The organism is Pseudomonas lactucae (genome assembly GCF_036688725.1).
GTDB lineage: Bacteria > Pseudomonadota > Gammaproteobacteria > Pseudomonadales > Pseudomonadaceae > Aquipseudomonas > Aquipseudomonas lactucae.
This window is the reverse complement of the sequence record NZ_JAQQPT010000012.1, coordinates 144,127-166,849: the sequence shown is the minus strand read 5'-3', so window position 1 is coordinate 166,849 and position 22,723 is coordinate 144,127. Positions and strand designations below refer to the sequence as shown.

At 59.9% G+C, this 22,723-nt stretch carries 22 protein-coding genes; 14 read left to right on the top strand and 8 right to left on the bottom strand.

From position 1 onward, the window contains the following. Positions 1-140: 140 nt before the first annotated feature. Positions 141-983 (bottom strand): pca regulon transcriptional regulator PcaR, encoded by an 843-nt coding sequence (gene pcaR, locus V6M90_RS15805; protein WP_003172390.1) that lies wholly within the window; start codon positions 981-983, stop codon positions 141-143. A gap of 559 nt (positions 984-1,542) precedes the next feature. On the opposite strand from pcaR, the gene V6M90_RS15800 reads away from it, so the two are divergent. Together V6M90_RS15800 and V6M90_RS15795 are read left to right on the top strand one after the other, a co-directional pair. Then, the gene (locus V6M90_RS15800; protein ID WP_003172389.1) at positions 1,543-1,743 is read left to right on the top strand and encodes a hypothetical protein; all 201 of its coding nucleotides are present in this window, start codon (positions 1,543-1,545) and stop codon (positions 1,741-1,743) included. A 312-nt stretch (positions 1,744-2,055) separates the two neighbouring features. Next, a complete protein-coding gene (locus V6M90_RS15795) occupies positions 2,056-3,531 on the top strand; it encodes an inorganic phosphate transporter (RefSeq protein ID WP_003172388.1) in 1,476 nt (491 codons plus the stop codon). Positions 3,532-3,699: 168 nt separating this feature from the next. Here the strand turns inward: V6M90_RS15795 and ccoM are convergent, their stop codons facing one another. The 3 genes from ccoM to V6M90_RS15780 form a co-directional block, all read right to left on the bottom strand. Continuing rightward, positions 3,700-3,816 (bottom strand): cytochrome c oxidase subunit CcoM, encoded by a 117-nt coding sequence (gene ccoM / locus V6M90_RS15790; protein WP_279654131.1) that lies wholly within the window; start codon positions 3,814-3,816, stop codon positions 3,700-3,702. 143 nt (positions 3,817-3,959) lie between these two features. Further along, positions 3,960-4,121: a hypothetical protein gene (locus V6M90_RS15785; protein ID WP_003172386.1), complete on the bottom strand. Its 162-nt coding sequence runs from the start codon at positions 4,119-4,121 to the stop codon at positions 3,960-3,962. A 105-nt stretch (positions 4,122-4,226) separates the two neighbouring features. Next, positions 4,227-4,568, bottom strand: a complete 342-nt coding sequence (locus tag V6M90_RS15780) for a hypothetical protein (protein WP_042944308.1) — start codon at positions 4,566-4,568, stop codon at positions 4,227-4,229. 220 nt (positions 4,569-4,788) lie between these two features. Between V6M90_RS15780 and rapA the strand changes: the two genes are divergently transcribed. Then, positions 4,789-7,635, top strand: coding sequence for an RNA polymerase-associated protein RapA (gene rapA, locus V6M90_RS15775; RefSeq protein ID WP_003172384.1), 2,847 nt, complete (start codon positions 4,789-4,791; stop codon positions 7,633-7,635). Positions 7,636-7,753: 118 nt separating this feature from the next. Here rapA and V6M90_RS15770 read toward each other — a convergent pair whose 3' ends face one another. Next, positions 7,754-9,100, bottom strand: a complete 1,347-nt coding sequence (locus V6M90_RS15770; protein WP_042944306.1) for a spinster family MFS transporter — start codon at positions 9,098-9,100, stop codon at positions 7,754-7,756. A 251-nt stretch (positions 9,101-9,351) separates the two neighbouring features. Between V6M90_RS15770 and V6M90_RS15765 the strand changes: the two genes are divergently transcribed. Both V6M90_RS15765 and V6M90_RS15760 read left to right on the top strand, forming a co-directional pair. Next, positions 9,352-9,720 (top strand): YkgJ family cysteine cluster protein, encoded by a 369-nt coding sequence (locus tag V6M90_RS15765; protein ID WP_003172382.1) that lies wholly within the window; start codon positions 9,352-9,354, stop codon positions 9,718-9,720. Between the two features lie 235 nt (positions 9,721-9,955). Then, positions 9,956-12,151 carry a hypothetical protein gene (locus V6M90_RS15760; protein WP_003172381.1) on the top strand — a complete coding sequence of 732 codons (2,196 nt, stop codon included), beginning with the start codon at positions 9,956-9,958 and terminating at the stop codon, positions 12,149-12,151. 45 nt (positions 12,152-12,196) lie between these two features. Here V6M90_RS15760 and V6M90_RS15755 read toward each other — a convergent pair whose 3' ends face one another. Together V6M90_RS15755 and V6M90_RS15750 are read right to left on the bottom strand one after the other, a co-directional pair. Continuing rightward, positions 12,197-13,285, bottom strand: a complete 1,089-nt coding sequence (locus V6M90_RS15755) for a hypothetical protein (protein WP_003172380.1) — start codon at positions 13,283-13,285, stop codon at positions 12,197-12,199. Between the two features lie 260 nt (positions 13,286-13,545). Further along, the gene (locus V6M90_RS15750) at positions 13,546-13,848 is read right to left on the bottom strand and encodes a DUF2288 domain-containing protein (protein ID WP_332846750.1); all 303 of its coding nucleotides are present in this window, start codon (positions 13,846-13,848) and stop codon (positions 13,546-13,548) included. 341 nt (positions 13,849-14,189) lie between these two features. Between V6M90_RS15750 and V6M90_RS15745 the strand changes: the two genes are divergently transcribed. From V6M90_RS15745 to V6M90_RS15705, 9 genes are all read left to right on the top strand, one after another. Further along, a complete protein-coding gene (locus V6M90_RS15745; RefSeq protein ID WP_003172377.1) occupies positions 14,190-15,317 on the top strand; it encodes a branched-chain amino acid ABC transporter substrate-binding protein in 1,128 nt (375 codons plus the stop codon). A 229-nt stretch (positions 15,318-15,546) separates the two neighbouring features. After that, positions 15,547-16,470: a high-affinity branched-chain amino acid ABC transporter permease LivH gene (gene livH, locus V6M90_RS15740; protein ID WP_003172375.1), complete on the top strand. Its 924-nt coding sequence runs from the start codon at positions 15,547-15,549 to the stop codon at positions 16,468-16,470. Then, complete coding sequence (locus V6M90_RS15735) at positions 16,467-17,720, top strand: high-affinity branched-chain amino acid ABC transporter permease LivM (protein ID WP_003172374.1); 1,254 nt, start codon at positions 16,467-16,469, stop codon at positions 17,718-17,720. The genes livH and V6M90_RS15735 overlap by 4 nt, the downstream gene beginning before the upstream one ends. Beyond that, positions 17,717-18,484 (top strand): high-affinity branched-chain amino acid ABC transporter ATP-binding protein LivG, encoded by a 768-nt coding sequence (gene livG / locus V6M90_RS15730; protein WP_012722652.1) that lies wholly within the window; start codon positions 17,717-17,719, stop codon positions 18,482-18,484. The genes V6M90_RS15735 and livG overlap by 4 nt, the downstream gene beginning before the upstream one ends. A gap of 1 nt (position 18,485) precedes the next feature. Further along, positions 18,486-19,187, top strand: a complete 702-nt coding sequence (locus V6M90_RS15725) for an ABC transporter ATP-binding protein (protein WP_078731918.1) — start codon at positions 18,486-18,488, stop codon at positions 19,185-19,187. A gap of 197 nt (positions 19,188-19,384) precedes the next feature. Next, complete coding sequence (locus V6M90_RS15720) at positions 19,385-19,681, top strand: BufA1 family periplasmic bufferin-type metallophore (RefSeq protein WP_332846749.1); 297 nt, start codon at positions 19,385-19,387, stop codon at positions 19,679-19,681. Positions 19,682-19,707: 26 nt separating this feature from the next. Continuing rightward, positions 19,708-20,562: an MNIO family bufferin maturase gene (bufB, locus tag V6M90_RS15715; protein WP_003172370.1), complete on the top strand. Its 855-nt coding sequence runs from the start codon at positions 19,708-19,710 to the stop codon at positions 20,560-20,562. Next, positions 20,559-21,335, top strand: coding sequence for an HvfC/BufC N-terminal domain-containing protein (locus tag V6M90_RS15710; RefSeq protein WP_332846748.1), 777 nt, complete (start codon positions 20,559-20,561; stop codon positions 21,333-21,335). The genes bufB and V6M90_RS15710 overlap by 4 nt, the downstream gene beginning before the upstream one ends. Further along, positions 21,332-21,817 carry a DoxX family protein gene (locus V6M90_RS15705; protein WP_003172368.1) on the top strand — a complete coding sequence of 162 codons (486 nt, stop codon included), beginning with the start codon at positions 21,332-21,334 and terminating at the stop codon, positions 21,815-21,817. The genes V6M90_RS15710 and V6M90_RS15705 overlap by 4 nt, the downstream gene beginning before the upstream one ends. Here V6M90_RS15705 and V6M90_RS15700 read toward each other — a convergent pair. Further along, positions 21,814-22,722, bottom strand: coding sequence for a LysR family transcriptional regulator (locus tag V6M90_RS15700; protein WP_003172367.1), 909 nt, complete (start codon positions 22,720-22,722; stop codon positions 21,814-21,816). The two genes, V6M90_RS15705 and V6M90_RS15700, sit on opposite strands and share 4 nt — an antisense overlap. Position 22,723: the final 1 nt, after the last annotated feature.

The window sequence follows — 22,723 nt, the reverse complement described above, 5'->3', positions numbered from 1 at the left end:
TATTCCACACCGGGGGCGGGCCGACGACCTGGGGTCGTCATTATTATTGGGCGGCGCCAGAAGCGCGCTGCCGCACAGTAATAAGCCAGGTGAAACACCGTCAATCGATTACGCCGGGATCCGTGCGATCACCGAACAGCTTAGGCGAACAGCTGTGTACTCAACTCACGGCTGGCGCTGAGCATGCTCGGCAGGAAGCGCTGCTCCAACTCGCTGCGGCTGACGCGTCCGGCGTGGGTGCTGACATTGAGCGCCGCCAAGACCTGACCCGAGGCGTCATACACCGGCACGGCGATCGAGCGCAAACCCTGTTCCAGTTCCTGATCAACAATGCACCAGCCCTGCTGACGCACTTGCTGCAGGCATTCGAACAAAGCTTCGGGCGTGGTCAGGGTGCGGCTGGTCTTGGTTTGCAGGTCGGCATGATCGAGGTAGTCCTGCAGCGAAGCATCGTCCAGCGCTGCCAGCAGGATGCGACCCATGGAGGTGCAATAGGCCGGCAAGCGCCCGCCCACCGACAGGTCCACCGAAATCAGGCGCTGAGTGGTGGCCGAACGGGCGATATAAAGAATGTCGTCGCCTTCGAGGGTGGCCATGTTGCAGGCTTCGTGGAGTTGTTCGCTCATGCGGTCCAGATAGGGCTGGGCCGACACAGCCAGAGGCGTGGACGACAGATAGGCGTGGCCAAGCGTCAATACTTTGGGCAGCAACGAATAGGTGCGCCCATCGGTGGTGGCGTAGCCGAGCTTGATCAGCGTATGCAGGCAACGACGCACGGCGGCGCGAGGAATCTCGGTGCGGTGGCTGATCTGGGCGATGGTCAGGTGGCGCTTGCGCTCCTGGAATGCCTGCACCACGGCCAGGCCACGCGCCAGGGAGGTCATGAAGTCGGGATCACCGGTAAATGCCTGGATGCGCTTGGCCGGCGAGGCAACGATCGGCGGCGCGGCTGACGCGAAAGAGTTGCGCAATTGATCGTTCATCAGGGGATCCTTTCTTTTATTGTCGACCGCAGGGAATTCGGCCGCTATTACAAGCCGCGCCGGACATGGGGCACAAGGCAGAGCCGGGAACATTGGGCGATTATCGGACGATCATTCGATTATCGCAATTCTACCGGTTGCCGACACCTGAGCGCCTTTCACGCCCCCGGTACAATTTCAGGCATGTTTTATAACACCGCATGTCGGGTAAACTTTATGACGTCAGAATATGAGCACGTATTCACATGCTCGTGTAACAAAACCCGCACATAACGTTGACGCTTTTTAACTTTATCCCGATAGTGTTATCCAAATGCGTCGCTATAATGCACCCTGTGCTCAGGTCTGCCCGGTTTCACCATCGGCACCAGAGCTCGCCAGGTCGTGCACATGCCATGCAGTGCCGGTTGCAACACTTACCTTGAATCAATGCCATAACAAGCGACGGCGCTCTCCTTCACTAGTTGAACGTTTAGAACGTTCAACTTTGAACAAGCCGAGGGCGATATTCAGGGATAACGCTGCAAGCGATTTACACTCAACTCAATTAGGTAACAACGTGACGAAAGATGAACTGCGCGCAGAACTAGAGCGCCAGGAACAACGTTACAAGGACGTTTACGGCGGGGAAGTCACCACTTACGCCGCCCAGCCTGAACCTGAACGCAAACCCTGGCGCAAGCGAGCCAGCTTGCTCGATCAGGCATTTGCCCAGGAAATTCAAAAGATCGAGCAGGAACTCAAAGCCGAAGAGCCCTAAGCGATTCAGGTTGAGCCTCAAGGTTGCAACCCTGACCAAGGGTACATAGCTATCAATTGGCTACTCGTCGCCCATCGCCTCGGTAAAATTTCATACAAATGTTTCTGGCATGACGGATTGATGACAAAAACCGTTGTTTTCGGCCCCCTGCTTTATAAATCAAAGACTTGCCAAAGCCCCGAAAACCCTGGGATGAGGGGCCTTTGCCAGTTTTTTTTTAATGAAGAAGGTAACCGATGAGCAGCTAGTGCATCGATTACCGAGGTTTTCTGGCATAATCGCGCCCCCTTACGACCGGGTCAGAAAACCTTCATGATCGATTTATTCAGCGGACTGGATGCTTGGGTTCTCGTGAGCCTGTTGCTCGCCCTCGCCTTTGTCCTCGCCTTCGAGTTCATCAATGGCTTTCATGACACCGCTAACGCGGTGGCCACAGTCATCTATACCAAAGCCATGCCGCCGCATCTGGCCGTGTTCTTCTCCGGGGTGTTCAATTTCCTCGGCGTGTTGCTCGGTGGTGTCGGTGTCGCCTACGCCATCGTGCACTTGCTGCCGGTGGAGTTGCTGATCAATGTGAATACCGGCCACGGTCTGGCCATGGTCTTCTCTTTATTGGCCGCCGCGATCACCTGGAACCTGGGTACCTGGTACTTTGGCATCCCCGCCTCCAGTTCCCACACGCTGATCGGCTCGATCCTCGGTGTTGGCCTGGCCAACGCGCTGATCAACGATATCCCACTGGCTGACGGTGTGAACTGGCAGAAGGCAATCGATATCGGCGCCTCGCTGGTGTTCTCGCCGATGGCCGGCTTCCTGGTCGCAGCCCTGGTGCTGCTCGGCCTGAAGTGGTGGCGCCCGCTGTCGAAGATGCACAAGACCCCGGACCAGCGCCGCAAGCTCGACGACAAGAAACATCCCCCATTCTGGAACCGCCTGGTCCTGGTGATTTCCGCCATGGCCGTGAGTTTCGTGCACGGTTCCAACGATGGCCAGAAAGGTATCGGCCTGATCATGCTCGTGCTGATCGGTATCGTGCCGGCGCAGTTCGTCCTTGACCTGGGCAGCACCACTTACCAGATCGAGCGTACCCGCGACGCTACCGTGCATTTGAGCCAGTTCTACCAGCGCAACAACGCCACCCTCGGCGAATTCCTGGCGCTGGGTAAAAGCGTGAAGGACGACCTGCCAGGCAAGTTCCAGTGCAACCCACAGCAGACCGAGCCGACCATCAACGCGCTCGTCAGCACCTTGAAAGGCGTCTCCGACTACCATTCGTTGAACGCCGATCAGCGCATCGAAGTGCGCCGCTACCTGCTCTGCCTGGACGATACCGCGAAGAAAGTCGGCAAACTGCCGGGCCTGGACGCACGTGAGAAGTCCGACCTCGACAAGCTGCGCAAAGACCTCACCGCCACCACCGAGTACGCACCGTTCTGGGTGATCCTCGCGGTTGCATTGGCCCTGGGCCTGGGCACCATGGTGGGCTGGAAGCGCGTGGTACTGACCATCGGCGAGAAGATCGGCAAGCAGGGCATGACCTATGCCCAGGGCATGTCGGCGCAGATCACCACCGCGACCATGATCGGCTTTGCCAACATCTTCGCCCTGCCGGTATCCACCACCCACGTGCTGTCCTCCGGCGTGGCCGGTACCATGGTCGCCAACAAGAGCGGCCTGCAAGGTGGCACGGTCAAGACCATCCTGATGGCGTGGGTATTGACCCTGCCGGCAACTGTGGGCCTGTCGGCCGGGTTGTTCTGGCTGGCGTCAAAGGCACTCGGCAGCTGATACTGCGCTGCAACGAAAAAAGGTGCGATCCGCGAGGGTCGCACCTTTTTTTATGATCAAGCCGGGCATAAGCCAAAATGTGGGAGCGGGCCGTGACAACAGCACAATAAAAAAAAGGCGACCGAAGTCGCCCAAAATGCCTTGCGTGCTCATGTAACCCGGAAAGACCTAAGGTTTTTTACGCTTGTTCGCGTCTTTCCAGATAAAAACTCCAAATCCTACAAAAAACAGCACCATGAGGCTTACAGTCAGCACTCCGGCGAATACCACATTATCGATGAACATGACCGGCCTCCTGTGCTTGCCCTGTTGCGATAGGGCTAAGTTACTGGAGAAGTCAGACGGGAAAATTGACGGGGATCAATGTCGCCCGCAACGGGGCGTAAAGAAGGGCAATAACTGACCTGCATCAATAGATGCAGGTCGTTTCAACGCTTTTTCGGTTTGTTCTTCGGCTTTTTCTTGGCTTTGCCTAACGGCATTGCCTGTTCAAACGCCTGGCGCACTTCGTTCAGGCGTTTGTCATTGAGGTCATGAACTCGCTTGGCGCGTTCGGCATTCAGGTCGATCAATTTGTCATCATCACTCATGGCTTGGCTTACGTCGTGGCGAGAAGGGCTTAATAATGCGGCCTCCCCCGCCCGGCGGCAAATCAGTGCGCGACAAAAGGCAGGCCTTCGCCCGCAACCGAGCGATCAAACCTCGACGTCCACCCACAAGCCCTGGCGCGGCGCGTCTTCGATCAGCGGCACCACGGGCACGGTGTTGTCGGCATTGAGCACGTCGCCTGGGATGGCCAGGTGTTGGTCGGGGTCTTCCTCGGCTTCACGCCGGCGTTTTTGCTGCTCCTGCTGGCGGCGTTGCTCTTCGCGCAACACAAAGGCCGACTGCTCGGCATCGCCCTTTTTCAGGTCGATCGCGCTTTCATTGGCGCCTGCTTGCACAGGCACCACGGGCGGGATATCCGGCTTCTGGCGTACCGGATCAAGTTGTGACGTGACCGGCACAACGCTGACGGGCAGCATGGGTGGCAACATAATCTTTACTCTCCTGATCAACAGGCTGTCGGCGGGCCGCAGGGCGACTTGAGCAAAAGCTCGCCAACCTGTGACCCAGTCGACACTCCCAAGTGCCCGCCATCCGTCGATCCAACTGCCGACGCCCCGTTCAAACGGAGTAGTTTTTATCAGAATCCTTGGGCGTGGGAGCCTTGTTCCGTTAACATAGTCGGCTTTTTCACGGCGGGAGTCAGGCAGCATGGCGCAGCAGTATCAACCGGGGCAACGCTGGATTAGTGACAGCGAAGCAGAGCTGGGGTTAGGCACCGTTCTGGCACAGGACGGCCGCTTGTTGACCGTGCTCTATCCGGCCACTGGCGACACGCGCCAGTATGCGCTACGGAATGCGCCCCTCACCCGCGTGAGGTTCTCGCCGGGCGACTCCATCACCCATTTCGAAGGCTGGAAAATGACCGTACAGGAAGTCGACGACGTCGACGGCTTGCTGGTCTACCACGGTCTCAATGGGCAGAACGAGCAGGTGACCCTGCCGGAAACCCAACTCTCCAACTTCATCCAGTTCCGCCTGGCCAGCGACCGTCTGTTCGCCGGGCAGATCGACCCGCTGGCCTGGTTCTCGCTGCGCTACCACACCCTGGAACACACCAGCCGCCAATTGCAGTCCTCGCTGTGGGGCCTGGGTGGCGTGCGTGCGCAACCTATCGCTCACCAATTGCATATCGCCCGGGAAGTCGCCGACCGTATCGCGCCACGGGTATTGCTGGCCGACGAAGTGGGCCTGGGCAAGACCATCGAAGCCGGCCTGGTGATCCATCGCCAACTGCTTTCGGGCCGCGCCAGCCGCGTGCTGATCCTGGTGCCGGAAAACCTGCAGCACCAATGGCTGGTGGAAATGCGCCGCCGCTTCAACCTGCAGGTTGCGCTGTTCGATGAAGAACGCTTTATCGAAAGCGATGCCACCAACCCGTTCGAAGACACCCAACTCGCCCTGGTCGCTCTTGAGTGGCTGGTGGACGACGAAAAGGCCCAGGACGCGCTGTTCGCCGCCGGCTGGGACTTGCTGGTGGTCGACGAGGCTCACCACCTGGTGTGGCACGAAGAGAAAGCCAGCCCTGAGTATTCGCTGGTCGAGCAACTCGCCGAAGTGATTCCTGGCGTGCTGCTGCTCACCGCCACCCCGGAACAACTGGGTCAGGACAGCCACTTTGCGCGCCTGCGCCTGCTGGATCCGAACCGTTTCCACGATCTGCAGGCCTTCCGCGCCGAGAGCGAAAACTATCGCCCGGTGGCCGAGGCCGTGCAGGAGCTGCTCGATAAGGGCCGGCTGTCACCGGCGGCCCACAAGACCATCCAGGGTTTCCTCGGCAACGAAGGCGAAGCGCTGCTCAGCGCCGTCAACGATGGCGACACCGAAGCCAGCGCACGCCTGGTGCGTGAGCTGCTCGACCGCCACGGCACCGGCCGCGTGCTGTTTCGCAACACCCGCGCCGCCGTCCAGGGCTTCCCGGAGCGCAAGCTGCACGCCTACCCGCTGCCGAACCCGGACGAATACCTGGAACTGCCACTGGGCGAACACGCCGAGCTGTACCCGGAAGTCAGCTTCCAGTCGCAGCCGGACATCGAGGAAGAAAACCGCTGGTGGCGCTTCGACCCACGGGTGGAATGGCTGATCGACCAGCTGAAAATGCTCAAGCGCACCAAAGTCCTGGTGATCTGCGCCCACGCCGAAACCGCCATGGACCTGGAAGACGCCCTGCGCGTGCGTTCCGGCATCCCGGCCACGGTGTTCCACGAGGGTATGAATATCCTCGAACGTGACCGTGCCGCCGCCTACTTCGCCGACGAAGAGTTCGGCGCCCAGGTGCTGATCTGCTCGGAAATCGGCTCTGAAGGCCGCAACTTCCAGTTCGCCCACCATCTGGTGCTGTTCGACCTGCCGTCCCACCCCGACCTGCTGGAACAGCGCATCGGCCGTCTGGACCGGATCGGCCAGAAGCACGTGATCGAGTTGCACGTGCCGTACCTGGAAACCAGCCCGCAAGCGCGCCTGTTCCAGTGGTACCACGAAGCGCTGAACGCGTTCCTCAATACCTGCCCGACCGGCAACGCCCTGCAGCACCAGTTCGGCCCGCGCCTGCTGCCGCTGCTGGAAAACGCCGATGACGGCGAGTGGCAAGCGCTGATCGACGAGGCCCGTGTCGAGCGCGAACGCCTGGAGCAAGAGCTGCACACCGGTCGCGACCGCCTGCTGGAGCTCAATTCCGGTGGCGCAGGTGAAGGCGATGCGCTGGTGGAAGACATCCTGGAGCAGGACGACCAGTTCGCCCTGCCGATCTATATGGAAACCCTGTTCGACGCCTTCGGTATCGACAGCGAAGACCATTCGGAAAACGCGCTGATCCTCAAGCCGAGCGAAAAAATGCTCGACGCCAGCTTCCCCCTGGGCGACGACGAAGGCGTGACCATCACCTACGACCGCAACCAGGCGCTGTCGCGCGAAGACATGCAGTTCATCACCTGGGAACACCCGATGGTGCAGGGCGGCATGGACCTGGTGCTGTCCGGTTCCATGGGCAACACCGCCGTGGCACTGATCAAGAACAAGGCGCTCAAGCCAGGCACCGTGTTGCTCGAACTGCTTTACGTCAGTGAAGTGGTTGCACCGCGTTCGCTGCAATTGGGTCGCTACCTGCCACCGGCCGCATTGCGCTGCCTGCTGGACGCCAATGGCAATGACCTGTCCGGGCGCGTCTCGTTCGAAACCTTGAACGACCAGCTGGAAAGCGTGCCACGGGCCAGCGCCAACAAGTTCGTGCAGGCCCAGCGCGATCAACTCACCCCGCGCATCAACGCCGGTGAAGAGAAGATCACCCCGCGTCACGCCGAGCGCGTGGCTGAGGCCAAGCGTCGGCTGGCGGCGGACACCGACGAAGAACTGGCGCGCCTGACCGCGTTGCAAGCGGTCAACCCGACCGTGCGTGACAGTGAACTGGTTGCCCTGCGCAACCAGCGCGAGCAAGGCCTGGCCATGCTCGACAAGGCTGCGCTGAGACTGGAAGCGATTCGGGTGTTGGTGGCCGGTTGATTACCGCCCTGCCCTGTTAAAAAAGGCCCGCGCAATGCGGGCCTTCTTTATTCACTTGAGAACAGTGCTGGTTTGCGGGCCTCATCGAGGGCTAGCCCCCGATAGCGTCACCGCGGTTTCAAGCCGTCGCGGCCGTAACCGGCACCTCAACCGCGCTCAACCCCTCTTTCATCCGCCGGGCATCACGCACAAAACTGCGCGAGGCCTGGAACAGAAACAGCATGGTCAAAAACAGCGCCACCGGAATCAGGTACATGGCGTCGTGCAAACCCACCGCTTTATAGGCCTCAGTCATCTGCTCGGCCCCCGCGGCATACATCGCCGAATGGGCGAAATGATCGGACAAGCCGCCCACCACGATCGGCCCCATGCCGCCGCCCAGCAAATACAACCCGGCAAAGAACAACGCCATCGCCGTCGCCCGCAGGCGTGGTTCAACCACATCCTGGATCGCCGTGTACACGCAGGTGTAGAAGTTATAGGCAAACAACCAGCCCACACTGAACAGCGCCACGAACACACCAATCTCGATACGTCCGGCATGCAAGGCCCAGGCGGTGGTGACGGTGGAGATGATCAGGCTGAACGCCGCGAACAGCAGTCGGCCATTGGCGACGCGTTGATGGATCTTGTCGGCAATCCAGCCACCCACCGTCAGGCCCACCAGGCCAGTCAAGCCGACGATGACACCGGTAGCGACGGCGGCGTCCTGCAGCGGCATAAGGAAATAACGCTGCAGCATCGGCACCAGAAACGAATTGCACGCGTAGGTGGCGAAGTTGAAGCACAACCCGGCCAGCACCAGCCAGAGGAAAGTAGGCACGGCCAGTACGCGACGGATCGGGCGGTCGACGCGCTCCTGGGACACCTGCACGGTTTCCGCCGCACCGCGCTTGGGTTCCTTGATATAGAACATGAACACCGCGAGGATCAGCCCCGGCACCGCTGCAATAAAGAACGGCGCGCGCCAGCTGTCGAACGCCTTGACCATCGCACCGATGGTAAAAAACGCCAGCAGCAGGCCCAACGGCAGACCGAGCATGAAAATCCCCATGGCGCGTGCACGGCGATGCGCAGGGAACAAATCGCCGATCAGCGAGTTGGCCGCCGGCGCGTAGCTGGCTTCACCGATACCGATGCCCATGCGCACCAGCAAAAAGGTCCAGAAACTGCCGACGAATCCATTGATCGCCGTCAACCCGCTCCAGGCAAACAGGCCCCAGCCCATCAGCTTGCTGCGCGAGCCAGTGTCGGCCATACGCCCCAGCGGCAGGCCGGCGATGGCGTAGACGATGGTGAATGCGGTGCCGATGATGCCGAGCTGGAAGTCGCTCAGGTGCCACTCCATGCGGATTGGCTCGATGATGATGGCCGGGATGGTGCGGTCGAAGAAGTTGAACAGGTTGGCGAGGAACAGCAGGAACAGAATGCGCCAGGCATTCGCCGCTTGGGTCGAGTTCTGCATGGGTCCGTCTCTTTTATTGTTATGAGAGCTGCGATGCACGAAGCACCCTGCTCGGGTACTTGCAACATAGTCAGGCGAGCGCCGCTTGTCTGTAATGATTCGTAAAGCTGATAGGGCATGATTTCGTCCGGTATTCCGGGACTTTCCCTACGCAAAATATAAGTGCTGCCCCCTCTTCCCAACGGCCATGGCCCAGATAGAATGGCGAGCCTTCCCGTAGTGCCCCTCCCTACTTTTTATTGATGACGCCCATGTCCGAAGCCAGTCCGTGTCTGAATTGCGGTGCCTGCTGTTCATACTTTCGTGTGTCTTTCTTCTGGGGCGAGTGCGCCTCATCGGGCGGCACGGTGCCCGACGACCTGGTGGTCCAGATCAACCCCACTCGCGTCGCGATGATCGGCACCGACCAGAAACCCGCGCGCTGCTGCAGCCTTGAGGGTGAAGTGGGTAAAGGCACCCGTTGTTCGATCTATGAGCAACGCTCAAGCCCCTGCCGAGAGTTCGATGCCTCATGGAGCCAGGGCGAGCAAAACGTCGATTGCGATGCCGCACGTGCCGCGTTCGGCCTGGCGCCGCTGGAAGCGCCCGCCTTCGAGCTGGAGCTGCCCATCAGCGCCTAGGATCAAACGAACATCGCCAGGCCAACCTGCTGACGCCGAAAATTTGGCATTTCGCCATCACTCACCTAAAGATCGGCGACGAACGGCCGATCAATCAGAGTCCGCCCAGGTTTTGCCTGGGGTTATCAGGGTCAGCCTGATTCTCCGGACAAGGACGCACTGTAAAGTCGCGAACTCCCATTCCGTGATGGCCCTTTGATTCTTTTCAGCCATCCGCCCAGGCACATGGCGCACAATGACTTCTAAAAACAGCTCTGCCACCGTGGTATCCGACGTGTTGCCCACAGCTCCTGCGGACAAACCCTCAGGTTCAAAGTCATTGAGCACCACCCCCCCGCAGGCCACCCAGCAGTACCTGTACTTCACCGAAACCAATACCGACCGTATCCTCGACAACCTCGATGGCCTGCGCGACATGGTGTTCCCGCGCCCGCCCCACCTTGAAGGCGACAGCGATCCGCGCAGCGAACAGGAATTCCCGTCGGTGTGCCTGATCGGCCTGGGGCGGTGCGGTTCAAACATCGCGCTGGACGTGGCGGAACTGGTGTACAACGCGCGCAAGTTCTACCTGAACGAATTCAGTAACGAAGACAAGCTTCAATTTAAAAAGAGCCATACAGACAAGGGTTACAGCCCTACCCAGTGGATCCGCAACAACCTGCGCCTGGGCAGCGGCAAGACCAGCAAACCGGTGTTCCTGGTCGAACCCCTGGTGATGCTCGGCGACCTGGACAAAGACATCGCCGGGCGTATCCGCTTCTCGCGCAAGGGCGAAAAAAGCGGATTCCTGCGCGACTACAGCAAGATGAAAATCATGGACCTCTCCGAAGTCCATGCCGGCGGCGCCGGTAACGCGCCGATCCTCGGCCAGTACCTGGCCAAGATCATCCTCAACAAAGACACCCAGCGCTTCTCCAGCCCCGACTGGAAGATGATCCACTCGTACCTGATCGACTCCTGCGGCATCAAGGCCAACCAGTCGCGCCTGTACTTTTCGATCTTCAGCGCCGGCGGCGGGACGGGTTCGGGGATGGCCTCGGAATTCGGCCTGGCCCAGCAGCATTCGTACATGAACAAAACGTTCGACACCAAACCCGCCGACGAGCACGACAGCAAGAGCGGCCACGCCTTTGTGTTCGAGCCGATCTTCACCAGCGGCATTTGCGTGTTGCCGAACATCTCCGACCACCGCAGTGAAATGTCCGAAGCGCTGCACATCAACGCCGGGCGACTGTTGTGCAAATACCTGTCGGAGGAATGGGATTTCTCGTACAACTTCGCCAACGAAGACAGCAGCGAAGCCAGCGTGAAAGGCCGCATCCGGCCGTGGAACGCGATGATGCTGATCTCCAACGACATCATGCGCTACGCCGAAGAAAGCGATGACGGCAACATCCAGAACATTGACGTCAATGCCATGGAAAAACACGCCAACCAGTACATCTCCCAACAGATCTTCAACATTCTCACCGCCCAGGCCGTGACTACCGACTACGACCAGAACTACTTCCGTCGCGCCGGCATCGACATCGGCGAAACCATCCGCCTGGATGCCAACGACCTGTTCATGAGCCTGGCAGGTCCCGTAGCGATTGCCTACGCCGAGTCCGTCGTCCCGGAAACCCCGGCGCCTTCGAATGACAAGTTCAAGGTGTTCGAAAAAGAGCCGCAACGCCTGAACATCGATGACCTGTTCTTCCGCTCCATCGACCTGCCGCACTTCAACAAGGTCACCCAGGCCATCGAAGGCATCAGCCTGCTGCCGATCGAGTCCAAACGCTACAAAGCTTCCCTGGAACAGTACAAGAACTCCGGCTACGACGCGGCGGCGCTGCACGACCTGCACTTCTTCAAGAACTGCTCGTCGGTGGTGTCCATCGTCTCGCTGCCCAAGGACTACAAACTGTCCTACATGGACCTGAACCGGCTCAAGACCCACCTCAACAGCCTGTTCCCCAACACCACGCTCAAGCGCTACGCGCTGGTGATCGGCGCTTCGGCCAACTTGTCGCTGACAACCTTGATCGCCAAGAGCCCATGCCTGTCGGATGACTTCCTCACCTTGATCGTCGCGTTCATCAAACGCTGCTTTGCGCGCAACCCGTATCGATTCGATGACACGCTGGACAATTCGATGCTGGACTTCATCATCCACGAGGATTTCGACGAAGACCGTATCGACGAACTGCTCAACGAATTCGAGAACCCCGCCAAGATCCTCGACACCAACTGGTACGCGATCAAGCCGATGTATGAGAAGAAGTACCGCGAGCTGATCAATGACAAAGACAAGTTTGTGTCGATCAATGACATTCGCCTGTCACGCGATTGCGTGAAGAAGGCGATCAAGTACCTGCGCGAGATCTACCGTCATCGCATCGGCAAGACCAAGGTCATTTCGTTGAATAACCATACCGGCAAGACCGCCTAGGCGATCGCGACGGCGCTGCACGGCGCCGTCGCCGCTTGAGTGTCACTACGCCCGGCGCTGGCGCAGGAAGGCAACGATGGTTTTTTCGTCAGCGCGTTTTGCGGGCCGCGGCAAATGCTTCGGCCAACCGGCGTCGGTTACGCCGAAAAACGTCCTCTGCCGCGCTTCATCCCAGCCGCTAATTTCCTTAGAGGCCGATTCCCACCAACCATGCCGACAGACCGCGTAATAGGGATTTTCAGGTGCAGAGCTGCCGTAGAGCAGGTCGCGACCGACCTTTTTCAAGTGCTTGCCCTGATTGCGCAACTTCCATTTGATCAGCAACCGCTGCCAAGGGGATGGCACCGGCTTGACCCGCGGCACCTCTAGACAGCGTGCGACCAGTTCAGGACTGAACGCTTCGCCGTACAGCGTGAAAAAATGCGCCTGCATGGCGTGGAAGAAACGCTTGTCGGCATAGTAGTGATGCACCAGCTTCCTCGCCTCGCGCACCTTGTGGCCGCGCATCGCGAAGGAAATCGCAACCTGTTCGATGGTATGGATATCGAACGAGCCCAGGGTCCACTCGTCGATCAGCCGGATCGAGGCGTCGAGCAGCGGCCCATCACTGGCGCGCACGCCACACAAGCCACTGTTGTAGAGCTTGAAGCTGTTGTCGGCCGAAATACCGTGCGCGTGCAGGTGCTGGCCCAGCTTGAGGTAGTCCGGGCGCTTGCAGACGTAGCTCCAGTCGTATTCGAACTCATCCATCACGTACTGGCCAGGCTCGATCAGGTCGAGCACGCGATGGGGAGAATTGAGGAACAGCGTGTCGGTGTCGACGAACAGGGTCTTGTCGGCAAACGTCAAGCCGTGGGCAATCGCGCAGGCCTTGCGGCGGTGCAGGTAGCCGTTGTCGCCCTGCCACTGAGACAGGGTCTGTGTGTCCAACTCAAGCGTCTCGACAGGCCAACCGGCATAGTCCTGCGGGCGATCGGTCATGACGCGGATACACAGCGACTCACCCTGCTTGAGTTGCGAGAGGGCGGTGAGGATGCTGAATTTGGCTTCGCGCCGGTAGACGTCCTGGCTACCGTAGACAAGGTAAAGCAACTGATGCGAAGTGTTCGCTAAAGAGGGCGGCGCTGACTGCATGACGAGCTCCAGGTAAACAGGCGGCGAACTTTACCGGAATTCACTGTTTCCTACGGCCATATCCGACAGACACATGTGTTTATAAATACGCAGAAACAATTGTTCCACCGATTCGGCCACGGGAGAACTGTTCCCATGACGCGCACGTCACCCAGGTCTGTGACCTTTCTCCACGGCAAGGTGCCATCACGGAGTCGGCGGTTACTGCGCTACACACTTCTGCGGGCAAAAAATACGCACCTTTTTTGTGCACGACTTTCTCAGGCTGCCCTTTCCTGGATCAAAATCCAGGGCGAAACCACCACCGCCCACAAGCCCGGGTCACGCTTGACTAGGTCCAATGCCCGCGTCGCAGACACTTCGCCCAGGCTGTTCGCGGCCAGCCAGGCAGCGACTTTCTCGCGATTATCCTGCGCCATCGCCTCCGCCGCCTCGATCAAATTCAGACCGGCATCGACCCACAATAGGGCACCCTTGGCAAAGAACGGTTCAAGCTCCTTCCAGGAAATTTCGGCGGTTTCACCGAGCAGCTTGGCATAGAGGGTGCTAGGTTCTTGCGTCATGGGAATTCACCTTGGGAAAAAATCGGCGCAATCATAACGTCGCGACCAAGGTAGAAAAACCCAGTTGCAAATGAGTCATCGAGAGAAAGTGTCAGGAAAGCCAAGGATTGCCCGAGTATCTGGCACCACCCCGCCGCAATTCTGTCTCTTTCTTTCATTTATGCGACACACCCGGGTTTTGCCCCCAGCAGCCAGCTTTTCAAGCGATCAACCGGCGCTCTACACTGTACCGGTACAGTTGCCAGGGCGGTGCCGGGGGGATATCCGAGATATCTGATCCGGTTCAGCAGCTCACGAGGCCGCTAGAACTATAAAAAATACAACAGTAAGAGTGGAGCACTATGAATAAGGCTACTAAGCAGATTTCCAAACTGTTTGCCGCTATGGTCCTGGCTGGGGTTGCCGGCCATTCGTTCGCCGCTGACACCATCAAGATCGGCATCGCCGGTCCGAAGACCGGTCCGGTAACGCAATACGGCGACATGCAATTCATGGGTGCCAAGCAGGCCATCGCCGACATCAACGCCAAGGGCGGCGTCGACGGTAAAATGCTTGAAGCCAAGGAATACGACGACGCTTGCGATCCTAAACAAGCCGTGGCGGTCGCCAACAAAGTGGTCAACGACGGCGTCAAGTTCGTGGTCGGTCACCTCTGCTCCAGCTCCACTCAGCCAGCGTCCGACATTTATGAAGACGAAGGCGTGATCATGATCACCCCGGCTGCCACCAGCCCGGAAATCACCGCCCGTGGCTACAAGCTGATCTTCCGCACCATCGGCCTGGACAGCGCCCAGGGCCCAGCGGCCGGCAACTACATCGCCGACCATGTGAAGCCTAAAATCGTTGCCGTGCTGCACGACAAACAGCAATACGGTGAAGGTATCGCCACCGCCGTCAAACAGACCCTCGAGAAGAAAGGCGTGAAAGTTGCCGTTTTCGAAGGCCTGAACGCTGGTGACAAAGACTTCTCCTCGGTCATCCAGAAGCTCAAGCAAGCCAACGTCGACTTCGTCTACTACGGCGGCTACCACCCAGAGCTGGGCCTGATCCTGCGCCAGTCCAAGGAAAAAGGCCTGAACGCCAAGTTCATGGGCCCAGAGGGCGTCGGCAACGACTCCATCTCGCAAATCGCCCAGGGCGCTTCCGAAGGCCTGCTGGTCACCCTGCCGAAATCCTTCGACACCGACCCGGCCAACAAAGCCATCGTTGAAGAGTTCACCAAGAACAAGCAGGACCCGACCGGTCCATTCGTGTTCCCGGCCTACTCGGCTGTTGAAGTCATCGCCGGCGGTATTACTGCTGCCAAGAGCGAAGACACCGCCAAAGTGGCCGAAGCCATCCACGCGGGCACCTTCAAGACCCCTACCGGCGAGCTGAGCTTCGACGCCAAGGGCGACCTGAAGGACTTCAAGTTCGTGGTCTACGAATGGCACTTCGGCAAACCTAAAACCGAAGTTTCCCCTCAGTAAGCCAGGCGTTACTGGTCCTACAAGCCCACTGTGAAAGCAGTGGGCTTTGTTTTACGAGGTTTATGGGCCTGTCACCCGCGATCCGGGCGCTGGCTCACCTGAAAATCTTAAAACCGTCACCAGCGGTTCGCTGGCAAACGCTTTGTGCAAATGTGCTCACAGAACACAGCCCAGGGCCGGAACATGACTCCACCAGTGAAATGCGTATCGGGTTTTTAGGAGCGCTGTAATGCCTGAGATCTATCATTTTTTCCAACAGCTGGTTAATGGCCTGACCATTGGCAGCACCTATGCCTTGATAGCCATTGGCTACACAATGGTTTACGGCATCATTGGAATGATCAACTTCGCCCATGGCGAGGTGTACATGATTGGTTCCTACGTGGCCTTCATCGCCCTTGCCGGGCTGGCCATGATGGGTATCCATTCCCTGCCGCTGTTGATGACCGCCGCGTTCCTTGCGTCGATCGTCGTGACCAGTGCCTATGGCTACAGTATCGAGCGCGTTGCCTACCGTCCCTTGCGTGGCAGCAACCGTTTGATCCCGTTGATTTCCGCCATCGGCATGTCGATTTTCCTGCAGAACACCGTATTGCTGTCCCAGGACTCCAAGGATAAATCCATTCCCAACCTGATCCCGGGGAGCTTCTCCTTCGGCCCGGGCGGCGCGGAAGAAGTGCTGATTTCCTACATGCAGATCCTGGTCTTCGTCGTCACCCTGGTGGCCATGCTGGGCCTGACCCTGTTCATCTCCCGCTCCCGTCTGGGACGTGCCTGCCGGGCCTGCGCCGAAGACATCAAGATGGCCAACCTGCTGGGCATCAACACCAACAACATCATCGCCCTGACCTTCGTGATCGGCGCCGCGCTGGCGGCGGTCGCTGCCGTGTTGCTGAGCATGCAGTACGGCGTGATCAACCCCAACGCCGGTTTCCTGGTAGGCCTCAAGGCCTTCACCGCGGCGGTATTGGGCGGCATCGGCAGTATTCCGGGCGCGATGCTCGGCGGGCTGGTGCTGGGTGTGGCCGAAGCGTTCGGTGCCGATATCTTCGGCGACCAGTACAAAGACGTCGTGGCGTTCGGCCTGTTGGTTCTGGTGCTGTTGTTCCGTCCGACCGGCATCCTGGGCCGTCCGGAGGTTGAGAAAGTATGAGCAGATATCTTAAATCGGCGTTTTTCAGCGCCTTGCTGGTATGGGCCGTGGCCTTTCCGGTACTCGGCCTCAAGCTGAGCATTGTCGGCATCAACCTTGAAGTGCATGGCACAGGTCCCGTGACCTTGACCATCATTGCCCTGTGCTCGGTGCTGATGTTCCTGCGTGTGCTGTTCACCCAGCAGGTCGGTGCCTTGTTCAAAGGCAACCGCGCTCCGTTGGTGTCGCCCAAGGTCAGCCAATTCCTGACCCTGCCGCGTACCCAGCGCTACATCATCATCGGCCTGATCGTGGCCGCGCTGATCTGGCCGTTCTTCGGCTCGCGCGGCGCCGTCGACATCGCCACCCTGATCCTCATCTACGTGTTGCTGGGCCTGGGCCTGAACATCGTGGTGGGACTGGCCGGCCTGCTTGACCTGGGTTATGTGGGCTTCTATGCCGTGGGTGCCTATACCTACGCGCTGCTCTCGCACTACCTGGGCTGGAGCTTCTGGATCTGCCTGCCGCTGGCGGGTATGGCGGCGGCGACGTTCGGCTTCCTGCTGGGCTTCCCGGTGTTGCGCCTGCGCGGTGACTACCTGGCGATCGTGACCCTGGGCTTCGGGGAAATCATCCGCCTGTTCCTGCGTAACCTCACCGACATCACCGGCGGCCCCAACGGCATCAGCAGCATCCCCAAGCCGACATTCTTCGGGCTGTCGTTCGACCGTAGCGCCGCCGAGGGCATGCAGACCTTCCACGAGTACTTCGGGATCGCCTACAACCCGGTGAGCAAGGTGGTGTTCCTCTACCTGGTGGCACTGTTGCTGGCATTGGCCGCGCTGTTCGTGATCAACCGCCTGCTGCGCATGCCGATCGGCCGCGCGTGGGAAGCGCTGCGCGAAGATGAGATCGCCTGCCGCGCGCTGGGGCTGAACCCGACCATCATCAAGCTCTCCGCGTTCACCCTGGGTGCTGCGTTCGCCGGTTTCGCCGGTAGCTTCTTCGCCGCTCGCCAAGGCCTGGTAACACCTGAGTCGTTCACCTTTATCGAGTCGGCGATCATCCTCGCCATCGTGGTACTGGGTGGCATGGGCTCGCAACTGGGCGTGATCCTGGCGGCGATCGTGATGATCCTGCTGCCGGAAATGATGCGTGAGTTCAGCGAATACCGCATGTTGATGTTCGGCGCCATGATGGTGCTGATGATGATCTGGCGTCCTCAAGGCCTGCTGCCCATGCAACGTCCACACATGGAGCTGCGCAAATGAGCCGCGAGATCCTGAAAGTCGAAAATCTGAGCATGCGCTTCGGCGGCCTGCTGGCGGTCAACGGCGTGGCCCTGACCGTGAAAGAGAAACAAGTGGTAGCGCTGATCGGCCCCAACGGCGCCGGCAAGACCACAGTGTTCAACTGCCTCACCGGCTTCTACAAGCCAAGTGGCGGCAGCATCCTGCTGGACGGCCAGCCGATCCAGGGCCTGGCCGGCCACGAGATCGCCCGCAAGGGCGTGGTGCGCACCTTCCAGAACGTGCGGTTGTTCAAGGACATGACGGCGGTCGAAAACCTGCTGATCGCTCAGCACCGTCACCTGAACACCAACTTCTTTGCCGGTCTGTTCAAGACCCCGGCGTTCCGCAAAAGCGAACGCGAGGCGATGGAATACGCCGAGTACTGGCTGGACAAGGTCAACCTCACCGAGTTTGCCAACCGCCCTGCCGGCACCCTGGCCTATGGTCAGCAACGCCGTCTGGAAATCGCGCGCTGCATGATGACCCGTCCGCGGATCCTGATGCTCGACGAACCGGCGGCCGGCCTGAACCCCAAGGAAACCGAAGACCTCAAGGCGCTGATCGGCGTGCTGCGTGAGGAAAACAACGCCACGGTGCTGTTGATCGAACACGACATGAAGCTGGTCATGAGCATTTCCGACCATATCGTGGTGATCAACCAGGGCACGCCACTGGCCGACGGCACGCCGGAGCAGATCCGCGACAATCCTGAAGTGATCAAAGCCTATCTGGGGGAAGCGTAAAATGCTGCAATTCGAAAACGTTTCCACCTTCTACGGCAAGATCCAGGCCTTGCACAGCGTCAATGTGGAAGTGCGCCAGGGTGAGATCGTGACCCTGATCGGTGCCAACGGCGCCGGCAAGTCCACCCTGTTGATGACCCTGTGCGGATCACCCCAGGCCCACAGCGGCAGCATCCGCTACATGGGTGAAGAGCTGGTGGGCCAGGAATCGTCGCACATCATGCGCAAGAGCATCGCGGTGGTGCCGGAAGGCCGTCGTGTGTTCTCGCGCCTGACCGTCGAAGAGAACCTGGCCATGGGCGGGTTCTTCACCGACAAGGGCGACTATCAGGAGCAGATGGACAAGGTGCTGCACCTGTTCCCCCGGCTCAAGGAACGCTTCAGCCAACGCGGCGGCACCATGTCCGGCGGCGAGCAGCAAATGCTCGCCATCGGCCGGGCGCTGATGAGCAAGCCCAAGCTGTTGCTCCTGGACGAACCGTCCCTGGGCCTGGCGCCGATCATCATCCAGCAGATCTTCGACATCATCGAACAGCTGCGCAAGGACGGTGTAACGGTGTTCCTGGTGGAGCAGAACGCCAACCAGGCGCTGAAAATCGCCGACCGCGCCTATGTACTGGAAAACGGCCGGGTGGTGATGCAGGGCACGGGTGAGCAGCTGCTGACCGATCCGAAGGTACGGGAGGCGTACCTGGGCGGCTAAGAGACGGTTGCTGAATAAACCGGATCTAAATGTGGGAGGGGCGGTGCGACGATTCGACTTGCCCCCTCCCACATTTGTTTCGCGTGATCCCTGAATAATTATTTTTCGATCCGCATGTAACGAACTCAACCCTCCCCTCTCTAGTGGTGCATGCAGGCAATCAAGCCTACTTATTCAACCGCTACTGGAGACACACCATGACCACCAAACTGTCCGCCGCCACCCTCGTCCTGGCCCTGGGTTCCGCCCTGAGTCTGTCCGCCTTGACCAGCACCGCCCACGCGGATGATGACATGCAAAAGTGCTTCGGCGTCGCTGAAGCCGGCAAGAACGATTGCGCCGCGGGCGCCGGCACGTCCTGCGCCGGCACCTCGAAAACCAAGGACCAGGCCAATGCCTGGAAACTGGTCCCCGCCGGCACCTGTGCCAAAACTCCAAGCTCCACCTCGCCGACCGGTTTCGGCCAGGAAGCGGCCTTCACCGCCAAGTCCTGAAACCCTGCGCGCTTCGAGTCTCGATCATGAACCTTTCATCCCGGCAAGCCGCTCTGCCGCGTCGGGCCGGGCTTGGGTTGAAGAACGAGCACTTCGCTGAAGTGCTCGACTCCTCACCCGACATCGGTTTCTTTGAAGTACACGCCGAAAACTACATGGTGGCCGGCGGCCCGTTTCACCACTACCTGGGGTTGATCCGCGAGCAATACCCACTGTCATTGCACGGCGTGGGTTTGTCTATCGGCGGCGAAGGCCCGCTGAACCGTGAGCATCTGGCACGGTTGGCCACGCTGATCGAACGCTACCAACCCCAATCCTTTTCCGAACACCTGGCCTGGTCCAGCCACGGCCCGGTGTTTCTCAATGACCTGCTGCCCCTGGCCTACGACACCGCCACCCTCAATCGGGTATGCGAGCATATCGAACAGGTGCAGAGCACGCTCCGGCGGCAGATGCTGCTGGAGAACCCATCGACCTACCTGCAGTTCCAGTGCTCGACCCTGGACGAGACCGACTTCATCAGCGAGACCATCCGCCGCACCGGTTGTGGCTTGCTACTGGACGTGAACAACGTCTACGTGTCGTGCATCAACCACCAACGCGATCCACTGGCCTACATCGATGCGCTGCCATTGCACGCGGTGGGTGAGATTCATCTGGCGGGTTTTGCCGAAGATGCGGACAGCCTGGGTGATCGCCTGTTGATCGATGACCACGGCGCGCCCATTGATAACGCGGTGTGGCAGTTGTACGAACAGGTATTGGCACGCATCGGGGCGGTTCCGACGTTGATCGAACGGGACAACCAGGTACCGGCCTTCAGCGTCCTGATGGCCGAAGCCCGCACAGCCGAAGGGCATCTGTCGCGAGCACGCTCATGAGCCTTCAAGCCACGTTTGCCAATGCCTTGCTGATGCCCGACCAGCCTTGCCCCGACGGCCTGTTCAGCCGCAACGGTGCCGACCCGCAAAGCCGCTTTGCGGTATACCGCAACAATGTCCACAGTTCGTTGATCAGTGCCTTGGCCGCCGCTTACCCGGTGACCTTGCAACTGGTGGGCGACGCGTTTTTTCGCGCCATGGCCGGTGTTTACGTACAAACGTGCCCACCCTGCAGCCCAGTGATCAGCGAGTACGGCAGCACATTCGCCGACTTCATCCAGGGTTTCGAACCCGCGAACAGCGTGCCCTACCTGGCGGACATCGCACGGCTGGAGCGGCTGCGGGTACGCGCTTTTCACGCGGCGGATATCCCGTCTCCCAATCAACTCAGCGTGCTCCAGCGACTGCAGGGCTCAACAGACCTCGGGCAATGGCGCCTGCAACTGCACCCCTGCGTCGCCACACTCAATTCACCCTACGCCGTGGTCGCGGTGTGGGCAGCGCATCAGACCGAGGACGCTGTCGAGACTTTGAATCCCTGGTACGCCCAAAGCGCATTGGTGTTGCGCCAGGGCCTGGAGGTCAAGGTCGTTGCCATCGACAACGCTTCGGTGGCGTTTATCGACAGCCTGAACCGAGGCATGCAACTGGAAGACGCCGTGGCACAGGCCCACGAAGCGTCGGCCGACTTCGACCCGACCCCCTGTCTGTCGCTGCTGATCCGTCACGACGCAATCACTCATCTGCTCCCGGAACAAGAGGTATCACCATGAACATCAGCCCTCCCTGCCTGATCAAACGCGTCATCGCGCTTTTCGACGCAATCCCCTACAGCCTGATCGCCTTTCTGGGGCGCTTCTCCATTGCCGCAGTGTTCTGGAAGTCGGGGCAAACCAAGGTCGAAGGCTTTGCCATTGACCTGATCAGCGGCACCTTCCAACTCGGTACGCCCAAGCTGGCCGCCTCGACCTTGCCGCTGTTTCGCAGCGAATACCACGTGCCGTTGTTGTCGCCGGAAGTGGCCGCGCACATGGCGGCATTCGCCGAACATTTCTTCCCGGTACTGATCCTGCTGGGGCTCGCCACGCGGTTCTCGGCCCTGGCCTTGATCGGTATGACCCTGGTGATCCAACTGTTCGTCTACCCCGACGCTTATCCGACCCATGGCACCTGGATTGCGCTGCTGTTGCTGCTGGTCGCCCGGGGCCCTGGGCGCCTGTCCATCGATCACCTGATCGCCCGGCGCTACCGTTAAAGTCGGTCCAGCGCCGCGCCGCTGCGCTTGAACCACTCCACGAGGTAATCCGCCAATACCTGGGTGCGCCGCGGCAAGCCGCCCTGATAGGGATGGACCAGGTACATCGGCAGGCTACGCGTCTGATAATCGCGAAGGAGGCAACGCAAGCGCCCGTCAGCCAATTCAGCCGGTAGCAGGTAGGACGGCAGGCGGGCGATACCCGCCCCCACCAGTGCGGCCTTTTTCAGCAGGTTGTAGTGGTTGGAGGCAAAGGTGCCGCTGACCTTGACGCGCAGCAACTCGTGCCGCTGGTGGTACAGCCACTCTTCGCGGCCGCTGTAGTGGCTGTTGAGCAGGCAACGGTGCGCGGCCAGGTCGGCGGGGGTCTGGGGTTCGCCATGTTGTTCCAGGTAGGCCGGGCTCGCGCAGGTCATCTCATGCCAGGCCAGCAGTGGCTTGGCCACCAGGCGTTCGTTGTCGAGGGCGCCTGCGCGTACGCCCAGGTCGAACCCGTCCCGCGCCAAGTCCCGATAGCTGTTGTTGAGCTCCAGTTCAATCTGCACCTGTGGGTACTGCTTGGAAAATTCCAGCAACAAGCCATCGAAGAATGTTTCTCCGAGCGAAACCGGCACCGTCATCCGCACCGGCCCCGTCAGATCATCCTTGAGCCGCGCCAACGCCTGACGCGCTCGATCCACCTGCGCCACCAGCGCCTGGGCCTGGGGCAACAGCGCCGCGCCCGCCGCGGTGAGGCTCAGCCTGCGGGTGGTACGGTGCAACAAGACCACGCAAAACTGCGCCTCCAACTGGCTGATCCGCTTGGACAATTGGCCCTTGCTGCAGCCCAGTTGCTGCGCCGCCACGGTAAAGCTGCCCGCTTCGATCAGTACCGCAAACGCGGCCAGGTCATCCATCTCGCTCATG

Bases quoted from the DNA above. Each gene is read 5' to 3' on its own strand.
- pcaR (WP_003172390.1), bottom strand. From the start codon at position 983: ATGAACGATCAATTGCGCAACTCTTTCGCGTCAGCCGCGCCGCCGATC.
- V6M90_RS15795 (WP_003172388.1), top strand. From the start codon at position 2,056: ATGATCGATTTATTCAGCGGACTGGATGCTTGGGTTCTCGTGAGCCTG.
- ccoM (WP_279654131.1), bottom strand. From the start codon at position 3,816: ATGTTCATCGATAATGTGGTATTCGCCGGAGTGCTGACTGTAAGCCTC.
- V6M90_RS15785 (WP_003172386.1), bottom strand. From the start codon at position 4,121: ATGAGTGATGATGACAAATTGATCGACCTGAATGCCGAACGCGCCAAG.
- V6M90_RS15780 (WP_042944308.1), bottom strand. From the start codon at position 4,568: ATGTTGCCACCCATGCTGCCCGTCAGCGTTGTGCCGGTCACGTCACAA.
- rapA (WP_003172384.1), top strand. From the start codon at position 4,789: ATGGCGCAGCAGTATCAACCGGGGCAACGCTGGATTAGTGACAGCGAA.
- V6M90_RS15770 (WP_042944306.1), bottom strand. From the start codon at position 9,100: ATGCAGAACTCGACCCAAGCGGCGAATGCCTGGCGCATTCTGTTCCTG.
- V6M90_RS15765 (WP_003172382.1), top strand. From the start codon at position 9,352: ATGTCCGAAGCCAGTCCGTGTCTGAATTGCGGTGCCTGCTGTTCATAC.
- V6M90_RS15760 (WP_003172381.1), top strand. From the start codon at position 9,956: ATGACTTCTAAAAACAGCTCTGCCACCGTGGTATCCGACGTGTTGCCC.
- V6M90_RS15755 (WP_003172380.1), bottom strand. From the start codon at position 13,285: ATGCAGTCAGCGCCGCCCTCTTTAGCGAACACTTCGCATCAGTTGCTT.
- V6M90_RS15750 (WP_332846750.1), bottom strand. From the start codon at position 13,848: ATGACGCAAGAACCTAGCACCCTCTATGCCAAGCTGCTCGGTGAAACC.
- V6M90_RS15745 (WP_003172377.1), top strand. From the start codon at position 14,190: ATGAATAAGGCTACTAAGCAGATTTCCAAACTGTTTGCCGCTATGGTC.
- livH (WP_003172375.1), top strand. From the start codon at position 15,547: ATGCCTGAGATCTATCATTTTTTCCAACAGCTGGTTAATGGCCTGACC.
- V6M90_RS15735 (WP_003172374.1), top strand. From the start codon at position 16,467: ATGAGCAGATATCTTAAATCGGCGTTTTTCAGCGCCTTGCTGGTATGG.
- livG (WP_012722652.1), top strand. From the start codon at position 17,717: ATGAGCCGCGAGATCCTGAAAGTCGAAAATCTGAGCATGCGCTTCGGC.
- V6M90_RS15725 (WP_078731918.1), top strand. From the start codon at position 18,486: ATGCTGCAATTCGAAAACGTTTCCACCTTCTACGGCAAGATCCAGGCC.
- V6M90_RS15720 (WP_332846749.1), top strand. From the start codon at position 19,385: ATGACCACCAAACTGTCCGCCGCCACCCTCGTCCTGGCCCTGGGTTCC.
- bufB (WP_003172370.1), top strand. From the start codon at position 19,708: ATGAACCTTTCATCCCGGCAAGCCGCTCTGCCGCGTCGGGCCGGGCTT.
- V6M90_RS15710 (WP_332846748.1), top strand. From the start codon at position 20,559: ATGAGCCTTCAAGCCACGTTTGCCAATGCCTTGCTGATGCCCGACCAG.
- V6M90_RS15705 (WP_003172368.1), top strand. From the start codon at position 21,332: ATGAACATCAGCCCTCCCTGCCTGATCAAACGCGTCATCGCGCTTTTC.
- V6M90_RS15700 (WP_003172367.1), bottom strand. From the start codon at position 22,722: ATGAGCGAGATGGATGACCTGGCCGCGTTTGCGGTACTGATCGAAGCG.